Genomic DNA, 16,454 nt, shown 5'->3' on the forward strand with positions numbered 1-16,454 from the left:
ATGGAGCCAATGGGGAACCCTGTTCTTTTCGACAATAGCGGCTCGTACTCCGGAGCCCACTCCCATGACTGCCCACCACAACCCCAGAAACCTCATCGCCCTGGCGGCGGTGTGCCTGTCCTCGATGATGTTCGGCCTGGAAATCTCCAGCGTGCCGGCCAGCCTGCCGGCCCTGGAGCGCGTGCTGCACGGCGACTTCCAGGACCTGCAATGGGTAATGAATGCCTACACCATCGCCGTCACCAGCGTCCTGATGGCCGCCGGCACCCTGGCCGACCGCTTCGGCCGCAAGCGCCTGTTCGTCATCAGTCTGGCACTGTTCGGCCTCACCTCGCTGCTCTGCGGGCTGGCGGGCGACATGCCGACCATGATCGCCGGGCGCTTCCTGCAGGGCGCCGCCGGCGGGGTCATGCTGATCTGTCAGGTGGCCGTGCTGACCAGCCAGTTCAGCGACCCGGCCGAGCGCGTGCGTGCCTTCGCCGCCTGGGGCGTGGTGTTCGGCATCGGCCTGGGCTTCGGGCCGATCGTCGGCAGCGCCATCGTCGCCCTGGCCAGCTGGCAATGGGTGTTCCTGGTGCACGGGCCACTCGCCCTGCTCACCCTGGCGCTGGCGCAGTACGGCGCGGTGGAATCGCGCGATCCGGACGCCGAGCGGCTGGATATCGGCGGCATGCTCACGCTGTCGCTGGCGGTGCTGGGCATGGTGTTCTACATCACCCAGGGCGCGGACATGGGCTTCGCCAGCCCGGCCGCGCTGGCGATCCTGCTGCTCAGCTTCGCCTGCCTGATCGCCTTCGTCCTGATCGAGCGCCGCGTCGCCCACCCCATGTTCGACTTCTCGGTACTGCGCATCCGCGCCTTCTCCGGCGCGATGTTCGCCTCGGCAGGGATGAACGTGAGCTTCTGGCCGCTGATGATCTACCTGCCGGTCTACTACCACGGCGTACTCGGCTACGACGACGTGAAGGCCGGCTGGTCGCTGCTCGCCTACACCCTGCCGACGCTGGTGGTGCCGCCGATCGCCGAGCGTCTGGCGCATCGCTTCCAGCCGGGCTGGGTGATCCCCGGCGGCATGTTCGTGATCGGCGCCGGCTTCTTCCTGATGCTCTGGGGCAGCGCCGTGGACCACGCCAGCTGGCTGACCCTGCTGCCCGGCTGCGTGCTGGCCGGCATCGGCCTGGGGCTGACCAACACCACGGTGACCAACACCTCCACCGCCGCCGTACCCGCCACCCGCGCCGGCATGGCCTCGGGCATCGACATGAGCGCACGGATGATTTCCCTGGCGATCAATATCGCGGTGATGGGGCTGATCCTGCTCTCCGGCGTCGCGGCCGCGCTTCATGGCGTAGAGAGTGGCGAGAAGCTGCAACTGGCGGCCAGCATCGCCAGCGGCCGGATGGGTGCGGACGATCCGGAGCGCGCCCGTGCGGCACTGGTGCAGGGATTCGGCTGGGTGCTCGGCTACGGCGGGATCGCTGCCTGGTTGTTCGCGACGGGGAGTTTCCTGACCTTCGGCGCGCATCGGGCGGCGCGGCCTAGACTGGAGGCTGTCCAATCCTGAATGAGAGGAGAGTCGCCATGAAAACCTTCCTGCTGCTCACCTTCGTGATCATCGGCGCTTCCAGTTGCAGTGTGGGCTCGGGGTTTCGCTTCCAGACCGATGTGCCGGCGATTGCGGTGCGGGCTTGAGGCCGGCTGTTTTTTGCGGTTGATGCTGTGCCCTGCGGTTCGCGAGCAAGGGCTAGGCGCCCCCCTCGGTCCTACGAAGAGCCATACATCTCGGCATGGCTCTGGTTCTGGCTCTGGTTCTGGTTCTTGAAGACTTCCAGATAAACCTCAGCGCACTCCGAACGCCCCGTTCAGGAGGCCTCGTTGAAGCGGAGTTTCAGGGGTTGAGCGACATGGATGTCGCGAGAGCCGCGATGGGCCAGGGATGGCCCTTCGCGGCGGGCCCCTGAAACTTCGATTCAACGAGGGAATTTTTCGCCCCAAGCGAAAAACCGGATGTCCGGGGCAAGACCTTTGCCTTCTTTGGGTCGTTTGCCAAAGAAGGTCGCCCGAGGGGGCGAAACCCAATACATCCGCACACGCCGACGCGGCGCTGGAATACCCAAGCCAACGCAGCAGACCTGAAACACCAGGAGCAAAAGAAAGCGCCGGCCCTGCCGGCGGATCGCGGGCATGGCCCGCTCCTACAGGGTCATTGTGCGCGTGTCACGGCGCCTGCTTGATCACCTGGCTGAACCCCAGCACCGCAAACACCGGCACCTCAGGGGTAATCGAAGGGACGTTGGCGACTTCCTTGAGCGGCTCCAGCTTCTCTTCCAGGTCGAAGTCGATCAGCTTGAGCACCAGTGGCTCCATGGTCGTCACTTCGATGCGGCTCTCGCTGGGGCGGCTGACCAGCACCTCGGACTTGAGCCGGCGCTGCTGGCCGTGCAGGTCGAGGTTGAAGTCGATGGTTTCCTGGCGCGACTGGCCGACCTGCAGGTCCTCGTAACGGCTGAGGTCCAGCTGGCTGCTGATGATCGCCTCGGGGAAGCGCTCGATCTCGAAGAAGGCATTGCGCATGCGCTCGTCGCGCAGCGCCAGGCCGCTGTCGATGGACTCCAGCGGCACAACCACGCGCACCGCGCCCTTGTCGTCGATCTGCCCGGAGAGGCGGTCAAAGCGCTGCACCTCCGCCATCTTGCCGCGCTTGACCGAGACGAAGCTGATCCGCGAGGTGTCGCCGTCCAGTTGCCATTCGGCCAGGGCAAAGGGGCTCGTCAGCACGAGCAACGCACACACCGCTCCTGTTACAAAAGAATGCATTGATCCTCCGAAGCGGGTCGCCCCGCTCCGTGGAACGCGCCCGTCAGTGGCTGCCCGATTCGGGCAAATCGTCCGCCTGGGGCGTCAGCTGGCATCCCTCGCGCGCACTGAGCCAGGCGGCTGTCTGCGTACTGCCCAGGCCACGGGCGGTCACCCGCTTGCGCGCTTCGTCGTCGAGGAAGGCGCTGGTCGGCACGTACTGCTTGGTATAGGCCTGACAATAGTCCGCCGAGTTCCCCATAACGTAGCGGCAGGAGCAGTACTCCTTAGCGGTGTACGCGCCGATGATGCCGGGGAAGGCGGCGAGGTGGACGCGGTTCTGCCAGGCCGTGGTCACCAGCGCGAGCAGCAGCAGGACCAGAGCGGTGAGGATCGGATGGCGGCGGATCATGGCTGCACCTCCCCATGGGCGAAGGCCGCCTGGGCAAGCTTGAGGAAGGTGTCGTGCTGGTAGCTGCCGTCACGGTCGTCGGCGTAGCGGACGATCACCAGCTTCTGTTCGGGGATCACGTACAGCGCCTGGCCCCAGTGGCCGAGGGCGGCGAAGGTGTCCTCGGGCGCATCCGGCCAGGGCGCGGGCGCACCGGCCACCGGGCGGTTGAGCCACCACTGGCCGCCAGGCACCGCCTCATTGGGCTTCTTGGGATCGGGCTGGTACTCGGGGAACGGCGCGAGGACGAACTTCAGCCAGTCCTGCGGCAGCAACTGACGATCCTTCCAGCGTCCGTCACGTTCCATCAGCAGGCCGATGCGCGCGAGGTCGCGGGCGGTCATGTAAGCGTAGGAGGAGCCGACGAAGGTGCCGCTGGCGTCACGCTCCCAGACGGCGGACTGGATGCCCAGCGGCTCGAACAGCGCGGTCCAGGGGTAGTTGGCGTAGTCCTTGCCGACCATCTGCTTGAGCGTGGCGGAGAGCACGTTGCTGTCGCCGCTGGAGTAGCGGAAGCGCTTGCCCGGCTCGGCGTCGGCGGGGAAGCCGGCGGTGAATTTCGCCATGTCGTCGCGGCCACGGGTGTAGAGCATCGCCACCACCGAGGAGCGCACCGGCGCGTACTCGTACTCTTCCTGCCAGGCCAGGCCCGAAGCCCAGTGCAGCAGGTCGCGCATCTTGATGTCGGGGTGATCGGCGAAGGCCGGGTAATGCTTGGCGACCGGGTCGTCGAGCTGGAACTTGCCCTCGCCGAAGGCCACGCCGAGGACGCTGGCCATCACGCTTTTGCTCATCGACCAGGCCAGATGCGGTGTCTCGGCGCGGGTCGGGCCGGCGTAGCGCTCGTAGATCAGCTGGCCATCGCGGATCACCACCACGGCGTCGGTGCGCACGCCCTTGCGGGTGCCGTCGTCGCGGGTGGGGAAGGCGTAGTTCTCGAACTCCTGCACGGCGGCGCCGCTGGGCGTGGCGCCGTGGGGCCAGTCGGCCTCGGGCCAGGTTTCGCTACCGTGGGCGTGGCTGCTCAGCAGGCAGGTGGCCAGCGCCAGCGCGCGCAGCGCTGGGCGGAAGGGGGCAAAGGGCATCGGCGGGCCTCTTGTTATCAGGTCGGCCCGCACCCTAGCACGGTGAAGATGACGGATTAAGCGCCGATCGTGCCGTAATCAAGGACGATTGGCGCAATCGGTCAGCGCCGTACTTGTTAACAAGAGCGTGTCAGCGAGGAATCTGGTAGTCGTCCGGCCCCATGAGGTCCATGCCGCATTGCAGATCGGCGATCCAGTCGAGGAATGCCGTGATCATCGGTTTGCCCACGAAGGGCCGGCCGTGTTGCGGAACGATCATCTCGATGTCCAGGCCGCGAACCATGTTGGCCCACAGCCGACCAACCTTGTTCGAGGCCATGTAGCGGCGGTGGAAGCCTTCCATGTGCGGTACGTGGGCGGCGAAGTCCTGCACCGGGCTGGCGTCGTCCACCAGGGAGGCGCCCATGTCGCCGGAGAAGAGGATCTTGCTGATCGGGTCGTAGACCTGGAAGTTGCCCACCGAGTGGAGGAAGTGCGCGGGGATCATCTTCAGCTGGCAGCGGCCCAGCTGCACCGATTCACCACGGTCCGGCAGCGGGATGACGCGATCATAGGTGGAGATGCCGTGGCTGACCGCCAGGTAGCTGGCCGTGAGGTGCGGCAGGAAGCGCGCCCAGAGCTTTGAGCAGATGACCTTGGCGCGGGTGTGCAGCAGCCATTTGTCCAGCGCGGCGATGATGTCCGGGTCCTGGTGCGAGGCGAAGATGTAGTCCAGGTCCTGCAGCGGGAACAACTTGGAGAGTTCCAGCGACAACGGGGTGTAGGTCAGGTCGCCGCCCGGATCGAGCAACAGGCGCTTGTCGTGGTCGACGATGAGGAACTGGTTGGATTGCACACCGTCGCCGCTGACCAGATCGTCGAAACACAGGCATTGGTGCTTACCGTCATCGAACAGCACGATGGGTTCGCGTCGCATGAGGGGATTTCCTAAAGCAGTGGGAGGGAAAACAGTGGGTAGCCCTGCGGAAATTTCTAGGTATCTCAGAAACTTCTGTAAGGCTAACGTCCCCTCCCCGAGCCCTCACTGACGTGGGTCAAGGCCTATTGCCACCCTCGCTTTCTCCAGGCGTTTGGCCCGTGCAGAGCCGGCAATGGCGAGTACTCCCTTGTCCCGCTTCCACACCGCCGCCAGCTCCGCAGCGCCGGTGGCGAATGCGGCATCCAGTGCCGCGGCGAGGCTTTCGAACTGGCTGAACACGCCGGCCAGCAGCAGGTGGGTTTCCGGCTGCGAAGCGGGCTGCCGGCTGACTTCGGCGCAACCGGCGAGCACGCCGGTGAGGCGCAGGCTCAGCTCAGCCGGCCACTGGTGCTCCACGGCCAGGCCATAGAGCCAGGCGCAGACTGCTGCCAGCACATGGGTGTCTTCCAGGGTGCGGAAAGGTTTGCTATAGGCCTCCCAGCCATCACCGGGCAGGCGCTCGCAATGGGCGCCGTCGAGCAGCAAGCGAGCGTGGGGGATGTCCGGCATCAGCGGCAGGGCCGGCAGAGCTTCGAGCTTCGCGCCGGGGGCGCCGGCCTGCACCACGGTCATGGCGATGCGCGGCGGCTCGCCCTCCTCCTCGTCACGCGCGGCGACCAGCCACCAGGCGGCGCTGTCGGCGGCGGTGGCGAAGTCCTTGCGACCATGCAGCACCAGGCCTTCGAGACGGGTCTGCAGGTCGGCGGGGCGCACGCTCTTCTTCTCGGTCACGCATAGGGCGCCGAGGCTGCGCGGGGCAGCCGGCCAGAGTGCGCGCAGCGCTGCCTGGTAGCCGGCGAGGAAGGCCAGCCCCGGCGAGGTCGCCAGACGGCCGCCGAGCACTGCCAGTTCGAAGCTGCCGGCGCACTCTGCGCGGGTGAGCAATTCGGCGTACCAGTCGTCCAGGGTCAGGCCGGGCGGTAACCGGTCCTGCGGGCCGAGCAGGCATTTCCAAGGCATCGCGGCGCTCCTTCCTTCGAGGTCGTTGTTCTTGTCATACAAGCATCACCGCACCGTCATGGGCGTGACACCGGTCATTCCTAGCCTGAGCTTGCACAACAAAGCCGACCGGCCGCAACCCGCATGGCCGGTTCACGGAGGCACTCGCATGAGTCAGATCGCCCTCTCCTGTGACACCCCGGCAGAACGCCGTCTCAAGGCCGTGCGTCTGCGCGGCGCCCGCGCCCTGCGCGAAGCCCAGGCCCTGCGTTACCGCGTGTTCAGCAGCGAATTCGATGCCCAGCTCAAGGGCGCGGACCTGGGCCTGGACATGGACGACTACGACCGCCACTGCGCCCACATCGGCGTGCGCGACCTCAACACCGGCGCGCTGGTGGCCACCACCCGCCTGCTCGACCACCGCGCCGCGCAACGCCTGGGCCGCTTCTACAGCGAAGAGGAATTCGCCCTCGACGGCCTGGACAACCTGCAGGGCCCGGTGCTGGAAATCGGCCGCACCTGCGTCGACCCGGACTACCGCAACGGTGGCACCATCGCCGTGCTCTGGAGCGAACTGGCCGAAGTGCTCAACGAAGGCGGCTACCGCTACCTGATGGGCTGCGCCAGCATCCCCATGCGCGACGGCGGCATCCAGGCCCGCGCGGTGATGCAGCGCCTGCGCGACCGCTACCTGTGCCAGCAGAACCTGCGCGCCGAGCCGAAGACCCCGCTGCCACCGATGGACGTGCCGGACAACCTCACCGCCGAACTGCCGCCGCTACTCAAGGCTTACATGCGCCTGGGCGCGAAGATCTGCGGCGAGCCCTGCTGGGACCCGGACTTCGGCGTTGCCGACGTGTTCATCCTGCTCAAGCGCGACGAGCTCTGCCCGCGCTACGCCCGCCACTTCAAGGCCGCGGTCTGATGCGCAGCCTGCGCGCCTGGCTGCGCGTCGCCCGCCTGCTGTCACTGCTGTTGGTGGGTCTCACGCTGGCCAGCTTCGTCAGCCTGCTGGAGCGCCTGCCCGGCGACCGGATGCCCCTGCGCCAGCGCCTGACGCGCTGGTTCCTGGCGCGCCTGTCCGCCGCCCTGCCCTTCGAACTGCAGGTACACGGCGAGTTGCCCGCGCAGCCGATGCTGTGGGTTTCCAACCATGTGTCGTGGGTCGATATTCCGCTGCTGGGCGGGCTGCTGCCGCTGACCTTCCTGTCCAAGGCCGAAGTGCGCCAGTGGCCGCTGGCCGGCTGGCTGGCGGAGAAAGCCGGCACGCTGTTCATTCGCCGTGGCTCCGGCGATGCGCGGATGATCAACGCGCAGCTGGCCACGCACCTGGCGCGCGGCCGTTCGCTGCTGGTCTTCCCCGAAGGCACCACCACCGACGGCACGGGCCTGCGCACCTTCCACGGCCGCCTGATGGCCAGCGCCATCGAAGCCAGCGTGCCGGTGCAACCGGTGGCGCTGCGCTACCGCCGCAACGGCCAGGCGTGCGAGCTGGCGCCATTCATCGGTGACGACGATCTGGTCAGTCACCTGAAGCGCCTGTTCGACAATGATCGGGGGGTGGTGGAAGTCCACCTGCTGCCGGCGCTGTCCAGCGCCCACCAGGACCGCAATCTGCTGGCCAGGCAGGCGCATGCTGCGATCCACGCGGTGGTGTGTGAGGCTCAGGAAGAGTCGGCCATCGCGGCCTGAGTTCTGCCAGTAAGACGGCAGGGAAAGCGAAGAAGGTTTGGAGCCCGCCGTAACCTACGGCCGACGGGTTCCCACTCTGACGAAACGGCTTTCAAACTGCGCCGGGCGGCACCCTCGAGCCACCCGACGCAACCTGAAAACAGTCTCCAGGCGCCGGAGGCTCAAGCCTCCGGCGGCACGACCAGGATGTCACAATCCAGTTCGCGCAGAGCGTAGTCGGCAACACTGCCGATCAGGGCACGCTTGATTCCGCCCATACCCCGAGTACCCATGACCAGCAGATCGGGCCGATGCTTGTCGACCATCCGCTGCAACACGTTGCCCGGCAGCCCGACGGCCACCAGTTGTTCATCGATGCGTTCTTCCAGGTGCTGGTCGTGGAGGAACTTCTTCAGCTCGTCCACCGCCTGGCGCGATTCGCTGCCGACGAATTCGTCGATGCGCTCCTCGCTCACTCCGGAGTACTGCATCATGCCCTTGGCCAGCGGGCTGAAGGCGTAGACGCCCCGGCGCACGGCGCCTTCGAGCAGGCCCAGTTCATCGGCCACTTCCACCGCGTGGGCCGAGGCCGGCGAGGTATCGAGGGCGATCAACAGGTCGCGGTACTGGCCGCCAGCCGGCTGATTCACCACCAGCACAGGCAGTTGCCCGGCGCGCAGCACTCGCTCGACCGTGGTGCCGACGAAGATGTCGCGCAGCACGCTCTTGCGGTGCGCGCCCATCACCAGCATTTCGCAGCTCTGCTTCTTCGCCGCGGCGAGGATCTGCTGATTCGGATCGCCGCGCTCCACCAGCAGTTTCGGGCAGGTGCCGCCCAGTTCGGTGAGTTCCACCAGCCGCGCTTCGAGCATCAGGCGCACCTGGGTGACTTCCTGCTCGACCAGCGCCGAAGGCTGGTCTTCGTCGACCACGTAGAGCACGGTCCAGGGACAGGCGTAGCGCTTGGCCAGCGCTGCCGCACGGTGCAAAGCCTTTTCGGAACGGCCGGACAGATCCGTTGCGACCATTAACGACTTCATCATGCTGCTCCTCTCGTCGTCCTTCAGATGTGTCTATTGCACACGCTATGGGCCGTCGGGCGGTTGACGCATATCAAGTCAGACCGGACCGTCCATCGTATTCGGCAGATTTCTGACGAAGGCCTGCAATTGGGGATAGAACTCACGGAAATCGCTGCTCAAAGGCTCATACAGGCGATCCAGCTCATCCCAGGCGCCATCCAGCAGAGACGGCCTGGACAGGCGCCGGGACATCCCGGCGACCACGTCCTGCAGCACTTCGAACTGCCGATAACTGCCGAGCCAGTCCTGCGCGGCCATGCGCGGTGCAATGCGCGCCAGACGCTCCGGCAGGCCGGGCGTACGGCCCAGTACACCGTAGACCCGTTGGGTGAAGTGCTCCAGCGGCTCGCCGGAGAAACGCCCCCAGTCGCGGGCCAGGCAATGATCGAAGAACACGTCCAGAAGCACGCCGGCCATGCGCCGGCGCTCGCTGGGGAAGCGCGTCTTGGCACTGTGTATCAAGGCATGACTGTCGGTGAAGGCATCGATGCGCCGGTGCAGACGGATGCCCGCCTCGATCTCGGCGGGCCACTGGCCGGCCAGCGGTCCCTTGACGAAGTCGCCATAGAGGCTGCCGAGCAGTTGGGCGGGCCGGTCGCCGCCCAGGTGGAGGTGCGCGAGGTAGTTCATGGGCAGAGAGTAGCGCGGGGGGTCAGCGGCTACTATCACGGGTGTCGATCATTACTATCGCCCCAAACGAATTCATATCGTTTTTGACCGATATATAGTTCGTCCCAACGCGATATACCGATGTGCCCCATGACTGAACAAACCCATCTCGATCCTGACATCGACCTCGAAGAAATCTTCAAGGCCCTGGCCCACCCGGTGCGGCGCGACATGCTGCACTGGCTCAAGGACCCTGAGCAGTTCTTCGTCGAGCAGGAGCACCAGTCCTTCGAGATCGGCGTCTGCGCCGGCAAGTTCGACCAGCGCACCGGTCTGTCGCAATCCACCGTATCCGCGCATCTGGCCACCCTCCAGCGCGCGGGCCTGGTGACCAGCCGAAAAGTCGGCCAGTGGAACTTCTTCAAACGCAATGAAGAGACCATCCAGGCCTTTGTTCGCCACCTGAGCGAAGCGCTGTAACCGGCTACTGCCAGCCAAGACAATCCCACTCTCCAGGAGCAGGCAAATGCCCACTTCGCTTCTCGTCCTCGCTTTGTCCGCGTTTGCCATCGGCACCACGGAATTCGTGATCATGGGCCTGCTGCCCGAGGTTGCGGGCGACCTCTCCGTGACCATTCCCGCCGCCGGCTGGCTGGTCAGCGGCTACGCCTTCAGCGTCGCCATCGGCGCGCCGATCATGGCCCTGCTCACCGCCCGCCTGCCGCGCAAGACCGCCCTGCTGATGCTCATGGGCATCTTCATCCTCGGTAACCTGCTCTGCGCGGTGGCCGCCAACTACGGCCTGCTGATGCTGGCGCGGATCATTACCGCCCTGTGTCACGGCGCCTTCTTCGGCATCGGCTCGGTGGTCGCCGCCAGCCTGGTGCCGGCCAACCGCAAGGCGTCCGCCGTGGCCCTGATGTTCACCGGCCTGACCCTGGCCAACGTGCTCGGCGTACCGGCTGGCACCGCGCTGGGCCAGATCGCCGGCTGGCGCTCGCCCTTCTGGGCGGTGACCCTGATCGGGGTGTTCGCGCTGATCGGCCTGTGGAGCGTGCTGCCGAAGAAACACGATGAAGAAGCGGTGGACATGCGCAAGGAAGTCGCCGCGCTGCGCAACGGTCCGCTGTGGCTGGCGCTGGGCACCACCGTGCTGTTCTCCGCTGCCGTCTTCGCGCTGTTCACCTACGTCGCGCCGCTGCTGGGCGAAGTCACCCGGGTCTCGCCGCGCGGCATCACCTGGAGCCTGGTGCTGATCGGCCTCGGCCTGACCCTGGGCAACATCCTCGGCGGCCGCCTCGCCGACTGGCGCCTTGGCACCACCCTGGCCGGCGTGTTCGCCACCATGGCAGTGGTTTCCACCGTCCTGAGCTGGACCAGCGCCTCGCTGATCCCGGCCGAAATCACCCTGTTCATCTGGGCCGCCGCTGCCTTCGCCGCGGTGCCCGCCCTGCAGGTCAACGTGGTGCGCGTCGGCGGCGCCGCGCCGAACCTCGTCGCCACCCTCAACATCGGCGCCTTCAACGTCGGCAACGCCATCGGCGCCTGGGTCGGCGGCAGCGTCATCGACCACGGCCTGGGCCTGACCCGCGTGCCCCTGGCCGGCGCCGTGCTCTCCGTACTCGCGCTGATCGCAGTGATGATCGCCTTCAGCGGCAAGCCCAACCAGACCCAACCCGTCCTCGACTGATCCTCCACCCTCACGCCCCGGAGTAACGCAATGACCACGCTTTTCGACCCCATCGTCATCGGTGACCTGGAACTGCCCAACCGCATCGTCATGGCCCCGCTGACCCGCTGCCGCGCCGACGAAGGCCGCGTGCCCAACGCGCTGATGGCCGAGTACTACGTCCAGCGCGCCGACGCCGGCCTGATCCTCAGCGAGGCCACCTCGGTGACCCCGATGGGCGTGGGCTACCCGGACACCCCCGGCATCTGGTCCGACGACCAGGTCCGCGGCTGGACCAACATCACCAAGGCCGTACACGCCAACGGCGGCCGCATCATGCTGCAGCTGTGGCACGTGGGCCGCGTCTCCGACCCGCTGTACCTGAACGGTGAACTGCCGGTAGCGCCGAGCGCCCTCAAGCCGGCCGGCCACGTCAGCCTGGTGCGTCCGATGAAGGAATTCGTCACCCCGCGCGCGCTGGAAACCGAAGAGATCGCCGACATCGTCGAGGCCTACCGCGTCGGTGCCGAGAACGCCAAGGCCGCCGGTTTCGATGGCGTGGAAGTGCACGGCGCCAACGGTTACCTGCTCGACCAGTTCCTGCAGAGCAGCACCAACCAGCGCACCGACCAGTACGGCGGCTCGGTGGAGAACCGCGCGCGCCTGCTGCTGGAAGTCACCGATGCCGTAATCGGCGTCTGGGGTGCCGGCCGCGTCGGCGTGCACCTGGCACCGCGCATGGACTCCCACGACATGGGCGATGCCGACCCGCTGGCCACCTTCGGCTACGTAGCCCGCGAGCTGGGCAAGCGCGGCGTGGCGTTCATCTGCACCCGCGAGAAGGCCGGCGATGACAGCATCGGCCCGAAGCTGAAGGAAATCTTCGGTGGCGTGTACATCGCCAACGAGCGCTTCACCAAGGACACCGCCAACGAGTGGCTGGAAAGTGGCAAGGCTGACGCAGTGGCCTTCGGCATCCCGTTCATCGCCAACCCGGACCTGGTGACCCGCCTGGAAAAAGGCGCCGCCTGGAACGAGCCGCACCCGGAAACCTTCTACGGCAAGGGCCCGGTCGGTTATCTGGACTACCCGCGCCTGTAACGGCTTGAACCAGCGCCAATGAAAAGGGCGCCTTCATGCGAAGGCGCCCTTTTTGTTGTCCTGAAAATCCGCAGCCGAGTTGTAGGAGCGAGCTTGCTCGCGAACCTCCCAACATCGGAGCTGGGCCTGTTCGCGAGCAAGCTCGCTCCTACGAAAAGCCGCCGGGCTCGATATCGAGGCACCTGTAGGGCGCATAACGCCTCGGGCGTTATCCGCCGATCTGGCGGATAACCCGTGCCGGGTTATGCGCCCTACGCATTGCTCCAGCGCAGCGGGACGGCCACGGTTCGCCCCGCCAACCGATACCCCGTCGTCGAACACCGCGTCGCCTCCGCGCAGCCCTTGCAACTCCCGCAGGCCGCCGGCTCGGGCGCGATCTTTTCCACCACGCCCATTGCCAGCAGTCGCTCCAGCAGTGCTTCGAGCAAAGCCTTCGAGGCGCCGAGGCGCTGGGCCAGGGTCGGCACGTCCGCCTCCCCCATCTCGCCGAGCAGGTTGCGCACCGCGATTGCCGTGGCCATCAGTGGCAACTCCCCGCCGGTGCCGGGCGCAGGTCACGCTCGCCCTCCAGCTCCAGGCCGCGCCGACCGACCCAGCGCAGGATCAGGAACAGCACCAGGTTGAACGCCAGCACCAGGCCGATAGCCACGGCGCTGTACTGCGGATGCTGGGTGAAGCTGAAGACCTGGTAGCAGAGAGTCGCCAGCGAGTAGGCCACATTGAGGCCCCAGAACACCGAGAAGGTCATCCAGCCGCGACCGCTCTCGCGGGTCAGCGCGCCGAGGGTCGCCACGCAGGGCACGTAGAGCAGCACGAACACCAGGTAGGCATAAGCAGCCAAGGGGCTGCCGAACTTGGCGGCGAAGGTGCCCATGGAGCCCTCCTCCATCTCGCCGTCGGCCATGCTCGCGGCCACCGGGTTGGCCAGCACGCTTAGGCTGAACGAGTCGCGCAGGCCATCCAGCGTATCCGCGCCGGCCTGTTTCAGCTGGCCCCAGAGGTCGTAGCCGTCGGCATCGAAGGCTTCGCCCTGGATGTGCTCGGCGGTGTACAGGGTATTCAGGGTGCCGACCACCACTTCCTTGGCCAGCGCGCCGGTAACCAGGCCGACCGTGGCCTGCCAGTTGTCCTCGTGCACGCCCATGGGTTTGAGCAGCGGGGTGACCTTGTGGCTGAGGCTGGCCAGCGCCGAGTCGGCAATGTCGCCCTGCACCGGGCGGCCGTCGAGGGTGACGCTGTTGAGGCCGCCGATCACCAGGCTGACCAGGATGATCACGGTCCCCGCGCGGACCACGAAGGCGCGCAGGCGCATCCAGGTCTGCAGCAGCAGGCTGCGCAGGTGCGGCACGTGGTACAGCGGCAGCTCCATGACGAAGGGCGAGGCCTCGCCCCGCATCAGCGTGTGCTTGAGCAGCAGGCCGGTGAGCACCGCGACGACAATCCCCAGCAGGTACAGCGAGAAGATCGCCAGCGCGCCGTTCTGGCCAAAGAAGGCTGCGGCGAACACGGCGAAGATCGCCAGCCGCGCACCGCAGGACATGAACGGCGCCATCATCGAAGTCATCAGGCGTTCGCGCGGGTTGTCCAGGGTGCGGGTGCCCATGATCGACGGCACGTTGCAGCCGAAGCCGACGATCAGCGGCACGAAGGACTTGCCCGGCAGGCCGAGGGCCTGCATCAGGCGGTCCATGACGAAGGCCGCGCGGGCCATGTAGCCGGAGTCTTCCAGTAGCGCGAGGAACAGGTACATCAGGCCGATCTGCGGGATCAGCGGCAGCACCGCGTTGATGCCGCCGCCCAGGCCCTGGGCGAGCAGCGCGGTCAGCCAGTCCGGCGCGCCGCTGCGGGCGCCCAGCCACTGGATGCCGTCGATGAAGAGTGCCGAGGAGCCCTGGTCGAAGATCGGCTGCAGCGCGCCGCCCAGGGTGATGGCGAAGAAGAACATCAGGTACATGACGAAGAGGAACACCGGGATGCCCAGCCAGCGGTTCAGCGCGATACGGTCGAGCATCTGGGTCAGGCGGTGCGGCGCGGCCTCGCGGTGGTTGCTGGCGCGCTCGCAGAGCTCACCGATCAGCCGGTAGCGTGCGTCCACCAGCAGCAGTTCCGGGTCTTCGCCGCAGGCACAGCGGATCGCGTCGCGGGCGGCCAGCAGGCTCGCCGGGTCGAGCTTGAGCTGGCGGGCACTGTGCAGGTCGCCCTCCAGCGCCAGCAGGGCCATCCAGGCCTGGGCCGGCGGTGCGTCGGCGGGCATTAGTTGGGTGATGGCGTTGCGCAGTGCCGCAGGATACGGCACCTGCAGCGGCGGCTGGGCCGTCACGCCATCGATGGCATCCTTCAGTGCGTCGATGCCTTCGCCGCGGGTCGAGACCAGCGGCACGACCGGGCAACCCAGCTCCCGCGCCAGCGCCTCGCGGTCGATGTTCAGGCCCTGAGTGCGGGCGATGTCGAGCATGTTCAGCGCCACCACGCAGGGCAGGCCCATCTCGCGCAGCTGAACGGTGAGGTAGAGGTTGCGTTCCAGGTTGGTGGCGTCCACCACGTTGACCAGCACGTCCACCTCGCCATCGACGATGCAGCGCCGGGCGATCTGCTCGTCCAGCGAGGCCTGGGTCGACAGCGTGGTCAGCGAGTAGGTGCCGGGCAGGTCCACCAGGCGCACGTTGTGCCGCGCGGTGCGGAAGCTGCCTTCCTTGCGCTCCACGGTGACGCCGGCCCAGTTGCCGACGCGCTGGCGCGAACCGGTGAGCTGGTTGAACAGGGTGGTCTTGCCCGCGTTGGGGTTGCCGATCAGGCCGATGCGCAGTTCGTCCATGCTGGATCAGTCCTGCGCTTCGAGCTGGAGGAAGGCCAGGTCGCGGCGGCGCAGCACCAGGCTGCACTGGCGGGTATCCACCTGTACCGGATCGCCCAGCGGCGCTACGCGGCGCACCTGCAATTCGGCGCCCGGCAACAGCCCCATGGAGAACAGCCGCTGACGGAAGGCGGCGCCGATCCCGGGCCGGTAACCGGCAATGCGGTACCGGCGTTGCGCTTGAAGATCGTGCATGGGAAGCCTCCGGGGCGAATGATCGAACAAGGAGAGAATCAGAATGACTCTCATTTGTTAGCGATTATTCGCCTCGAAGCCGGCCCTGAAACTGATTCAAGACAAGAATTGCCGTTACTACCCCCAAAGAGGGATGGCCAGAAAAAAGCCCCCGGACCTGTCGGTGCGGGGGCTTTTCTTCGGCAGGACAATCAGCGGGTGCTGATCTGCTGCTGGAGGTTCTGCATCTGCTGCTGCAGGGTGTTGATGTTGCGCATCACCTGGATGCGGAACACGTCGAACTCCTTGGTATCGCTGCCGGCCTGGCCCTGGCGGCCATCGACCTCGGCGCGCAGCAGCATCAGGTCGTCCTGCAGGCTCTTGATCGCCTGGCTCTGGTTGCCCTGCTTCTTCAGGTTGGCGATCTCGGTGTTCAACCCCTGGATCTGCTGGTTGGCGGTGGCGAGGTCAGCCTGCACGTTCTTGAACTTGGCCTGCTCGTCGGTGATGGACTTGAGCTTGACGTCGAGCTGCTGCATCAGCAGCGCGGCGCTTTCCTGCTGGGCCTTGAGGTCGGCGCTGACCTGCGCCAGGCGCTTGCCCTGGGCGCCGTCGAACTCCGACAGGGAGGTCTGCTGCGCCTTGGCCTGCTCGGCCAGGCGGCCCTGCAGCTGCTTGACCTGCAGCTTGAGCGCCTCGCGATCGGTGGTGCCGTTGGATTCGTTGGTGACGAACTTGCCGCGGATGTCATCCAGGCGACCGGCGGCTTCCTCGCTGATCTTGGCGAAGCTTTCCTGGGTGGCGATCAGTTGCTGTTCCATCAGCAGCAGTTGCTGGTGGCTCCACCAGCCCACGCCGGCCAGGGCGATGGCCATGGCCGCGACCAGCGCCCACAGCGCGCCAGTACCGCCGCCACGCTTCACCGGCTGCGGCACGGGACGGCCGTTGGGCTCGACCACGCGGCGCGGGTGATGACCGAACTCGTCGCGGTCGGCGGCGTCGGTGGAAAGGTGGGGCACATCATCGAATTCGTCGAACGTGTCGTTACGCATGGAATGAACCTGT

General features: G+C 66.6%; 17 protein-coding genes. 6 read left to right on the forward strand and 11 right to left on the reverse strand.

Annotated elements, in window-relative coordinates:
• Positions 1-64: 64 nt before the first annotated feature.
• A complete protein-coding gene (locus tag ABKS89_RS25205; RefSeq protein ID WP_348587476.1) occupies positions 65-1,564 on the forward strand; it encodes an MFS transporter in 1,500 nt (499 codons plus the stop codon).
• 653 nt (positions 1,565-2,217) lie between these two features.
• On the opposite strand, the gene ABKS89_RS25210 is transcribed toward ABKS89_RS25205, so the two are convergent.
• The 5 genes from ABKS89_RS25210 to ABKS89_RS25230 form a co-directional block, all read right to left on the reverse strand.
• Positions 2,218-2,817, reverse strand: a complete 600-nt coding sequence (locus tag ABKS89_RS25210) for a YceI family protein (protein WP_348587478.1) — start codon at positions 2,815-2,817, stop codon at positions 2,218-2,220.
• A 43-nt stretch (positions 2,818-2,860) separates the two neighbouring features.
• A complete protein-coding gene (locus tag ABKS89_RS25215) occupies positions 2,861-3,208 on the reverse strand; it encodes an amidase (RefSeq protein WP_348587480.1) in 348 nt (115 codons plus the stop codon).
• Positions 3,205-4,332, reverse strand: coding sequence for a serine hydrolase domain-containing protein (locus tag ABKS89_RS25220; RefSeq protein WP_138215935.1), 1,128 nt, complete (start codon positions 4,330-4,332; stop codon positions 3,205-3,207). The genes ABKS89_RS25215 and ABKS89_RS25220 overlap by 4 nt, the downstream gene beginning before the upstream one ends.
• 130 nt (positions 4,333-4,462) lie before the next feature.
• Complete coding sequence (locus ABKS89_RS25225) at positions 4,463-5,248, reverse strand: oxygen-binding di-iron domain-containing protein (protein ID WP_138215934.1); 786 nt, start codon at positions 5,246-5,248, stop codon at positions 4,463-4,465.
• A gap of 105 nt (positions 5,249-5,353) precedes the next feature.
• The gene (locus ABKS89_RS25230) at positions 5,354-6,250 is read right to left on the reverse strand and encodes an acyl-CoA dehydrogenase middle domain-containing protein (RefSeq protein WP_348587481.1); all 897 of its coding nucleotides are present in this window, start codon (positions 6,248-6,250) and stop codon (positions 5,354-5,356) included.
• A gap of 148 nt (positions 6,251-6,398) precedes the next feature.
• Here ABKS89_RS25230 and olsB point away from each other — a divergent pair, with 148 nt between their 5' ends.
• Positions 6,399-7,154, forward strand: coding sequence for an L-ornithine N(alpha)-acyltransferase (gene olsB / locus ABKS89_RS25235; RefSeq protein WP_138215932.1), 756 nt, complete (start codon positions 6,399-6,401; stop codon positions 7,152-7,154).
• Positions 7,154-7,921, forward strand: coding sequence for a lysophospholipid acyltransferase family protein (locus ABKS89_RS25240; RefSeq protein WP_138215931.1), 768 nt, complete (start codon positions 7,154-7,156; stop codon positions 7,919-7,921). The genes olsB and ABKS89_RS25240 overlap by 1 nt, the downstream gene beginning before the upstream one ends.
• A 161-nt stretch (positions 7,922-8,082) precedes the next feature.
• On the opposite strand, the gene ABKS89_RS25245 is transcribed toward ABKS89_RS25240, so the two are convergent.
• Together ABKS89_RS25245 and ABKS89_RS25250 are read right to left on the reverse strand one after the other, a co-directional pair.
• Positions 8,083-8,943, reverse strand: a complete 861-nt coding sequence (locus ABKS89_RS25245; RefSeq protein WP_242015408.1) for a universal stress protein — start codon at positions 8,941-8,943, stop codon at positions 8,083-8,085.
• A 75-nt stretch (positions 8,944-9,018) separates the two neighbouring features.
• Positions 9,019-9,612, reverse strand: a complete 594-nt coding sequence (locus ABKS89_RS25250; protein ID WP_348587483.1) for an acyl carrier protein phosphodiesterase — start codon at positions 9,610-9,612, stop codon at positions 9,019-9,021.
• A 129-nt stretch (positions 9,613-9,741) separates the two neighbouring features.
• Between ABKS89_RS25250 and ABKS89_RS25255 the strand changes: the two genes are divergently transcribed.
• The 3 genes from ABKS89_RS25255 to ABKS89_RS25265 are packed head-to-tail and all read left to right on the forward strand — an operon-like array spanning position 9,742 to position 12,361.
• Entirely contained in the window at positions 9,742-10,071 is a 330-nt protein-coding gene (locus tag ABKS89_RS25255; protein ID WP_138215930.1) for an ArsR/SmtB family transcription factor, read from the forward strand.
• Between the two features lie 46 nt (positions 10,072-10,117).
• Positions 10,118-11,281, forward strand: coding sequence for an MFS transporter (locus ABKS89_RS25260; RefSeq protein WP_348587485.1), 1,164 nt, complete (start codon positions 10,118-10,120; stop codon positions 11,279-11,281).
• A gap of 30 nt (positions 11,282-11,311) precedes the next feature.
• Positions 11,312-12,361 carry an alkene reductase gene (locus tag ABKS89_RS25265; RefSeq protein ID WP_138215928.1) on the forward strand — a complete coding sequence of 350 codons (1,050 nt, stop codon included), beginning with the start codon at positions 11,312-11,314 and terminating at the stop codon, positions 12,359-12,361.
• Positions 12,362-12,612: 251 nt separating this feature from the next.
• On the opposite strand, the gene ABKS89_RS25270 is transcribed toward ABKS89_RS25265, so the two are convergent.
• The 4 genes from ABKS89_RS25270 to ABKS89_RS25285 form a co-directional block, all read right to left on the reverse strand.
• Positions 12,613-12,882, reverse strand: coding sequence for a FeoC-like transcriptional regulator (locus ABKS89_RS25270; RefSeq protein WP_348587487.1), 270 nt, complete (start codon positions 12,880-12,882; stop codon positions 12,613-12,615).
• Complete coding sequence (feoB, locus tag ABKS89_RS25275; RefSeq protein WP_348587489.1) at positions 12,882-15,176, reverse strand: Fe(2+) transporter permease subunit FeoB; 2,295 nt, start codon at positions 15,174-15,176, stop codon at positions 12,882-12,884. The genes ABKS89_RS25270 and feoB overlap by 1 nt, the downstream gene beginning before the upstream one ends.
• 6 nt (positions 15,177-15,182) lie before the next feature.
• The gene (gene feoA / locus ABKS89_RS25280; protein WP_081516367.1) at positions 15,183-15,410 is read right to left on the reverse strand and encodes a ferrous iron transporter A; all 228 of its coding nucleotides are present in this window, start codon (positions 15,408-15,410) and stop codon (positions 15,183-15,185) included.
• Between the two features lie 191 nt (positions 15,411-15,601).
• Entirely contained in the window at positions 15,602-16,441 is an 840-nt protein-coding gene (locus ABKS89_RS25285) for a kinetochore Spc7 family protein (protein WP_138215925.1), read from the reverse strand.
• Positions 16,442-16,454: the final 13 nt, after the last annotated feature.

The sequence above is a fragment of the Pseudomonas sp. LABIM340 genome (genome assembly GCF_040017195.2).
Taxonomy (GTDB): domain Bacteria; phylum Pseudomonadota; class Gammaproteobacteria; order Pseudomonadales; family Pseudomonadaceae; genus Pseudomonas.

Excerpts from the sequence above, each read along its gene's own strand:
- ABKS89_RS25205 (WP_348587476.1), top strand. The coding sequence starts at position 65 with ATGACTGCCCACCACAACCCCAGAAACCTCATCGCCCTGGCGGCGGTG.
- ABKS89_RS25210 (WP_348587478.1), bottom strand. The coding sequence starts at position 2,817 with ATGCATTCTTTTGTAACAGGAGCGGTGTGTGCGTTGCTCGTGCTGACG.
- ABKS89_RS25215 (WP_348587480.1), bottom strand. The coding sequence starts at position 3,208 with ATGATCCGCCGCCATCCGATCCTCACCGCTCTGGTCCTGCTGCTGCTC.
- ABKS89_RS25220 (WP_138215935.1), bottom strand. The coding sequence starts at position 4,332 with ATGCCCTTTGCCCCCTTCCGCCCAGCGCTGCGCGCGCTGGCGCTGGCC.
- ABKS89_RS25225 (WP_138215934.1), bottom strand. The coding sequence starts at position 5,248 with ATGCGACGCGAACCCATCGTGCTGTTCGATGACGGTAAGCACCAATGC.
- ABKS89_RS25230 (WP_348587481.1), bottom strand. The coding sequence starts at position 6,250 with ATGCCTTGGAAATGCCTGCTCGGCCCGCAGGACCGGTTACCGCCCGGC.
- olsB (WP_138215932.1), top strand. The coding sequence starts at position 6,399 with ATGAGTCAGATCGCCCTCTCCTGTGACACCCCGGCAGAACGCCGTCTC.
- ABKS89_RS25240 (WP_138215931.1), top strand. The coding sequence starts at position 7,154 with ATGCGCAGCCTGCGCGCCTGGCTGCGCGTCGCCCGCCTGCTGTCACTG.
- ABKS89_RS25245 (WP_242015408.1), bottom strand. The coding sequence starts at position 8,943 with ATGATGAAGTCGTTAATGGTCGCAACGGATCTGTCCGGCCGTTCCGAA.
- ABKS89_RS25250 (WP_348587483.1), bottom strand. The coding sequence starts at position 9,612 with ATGAACTACCTCGCGCACCTCCACCTGGGCGGCGACCGGCCCGCCCAA.
- ABKS89_RS25255 (WP_138215930.1), top strand. The coding sequence starts at position 9,742 with ATGACTGAACAAACCCATCTCGATCCTGACATCGACCTCGAAGAAATC.
- ABKS89_RS25260 (WP_348587485.1), top strand. The coding sequence starts at position 10,118 with ATGCCCACTTCGCTTCTCGTCCTCGCTTTGTCCGCGTTTGCCATCGGC.
- ABKS89_RS25265 (WP_138215928.1), top strand. The coding sequence starts at position 11,312 with ATGACCACGCTTTTCGACCCCATCGTCATCGGTGACCTGGAACTGCCC.
- ABKS89_RS25270 (WP_348587487.1), bottom strand. The coding sequence starts at position 12,882 with ATGGCCACGGCAATCGCGGTGCGCAACCTGCTCGGCGAGATGGGGGAG.
- feoB (WP_348587489.1), bottom strand. The coding sequence starts at position 15,176 with ATGGACGAACTGCGCATCGGCCTGATCGGCAACCCCAACGCGGGCAAG.
- feoA (WP_081516367.1), bottom strand. The coding sequence starts at position 15,410 with ATGCACGATCTTCAAGCGCAACGCCGGTACCGCATTGCCGGTTACCGG.
- ABKS89_RS25285 (WP_138215925.1), bottom strand. The coding sequence starts at position 16,441 with ATGCGTAACGACACGTTCGACGAATTCGATGATGTGCCCCACCTTTCC.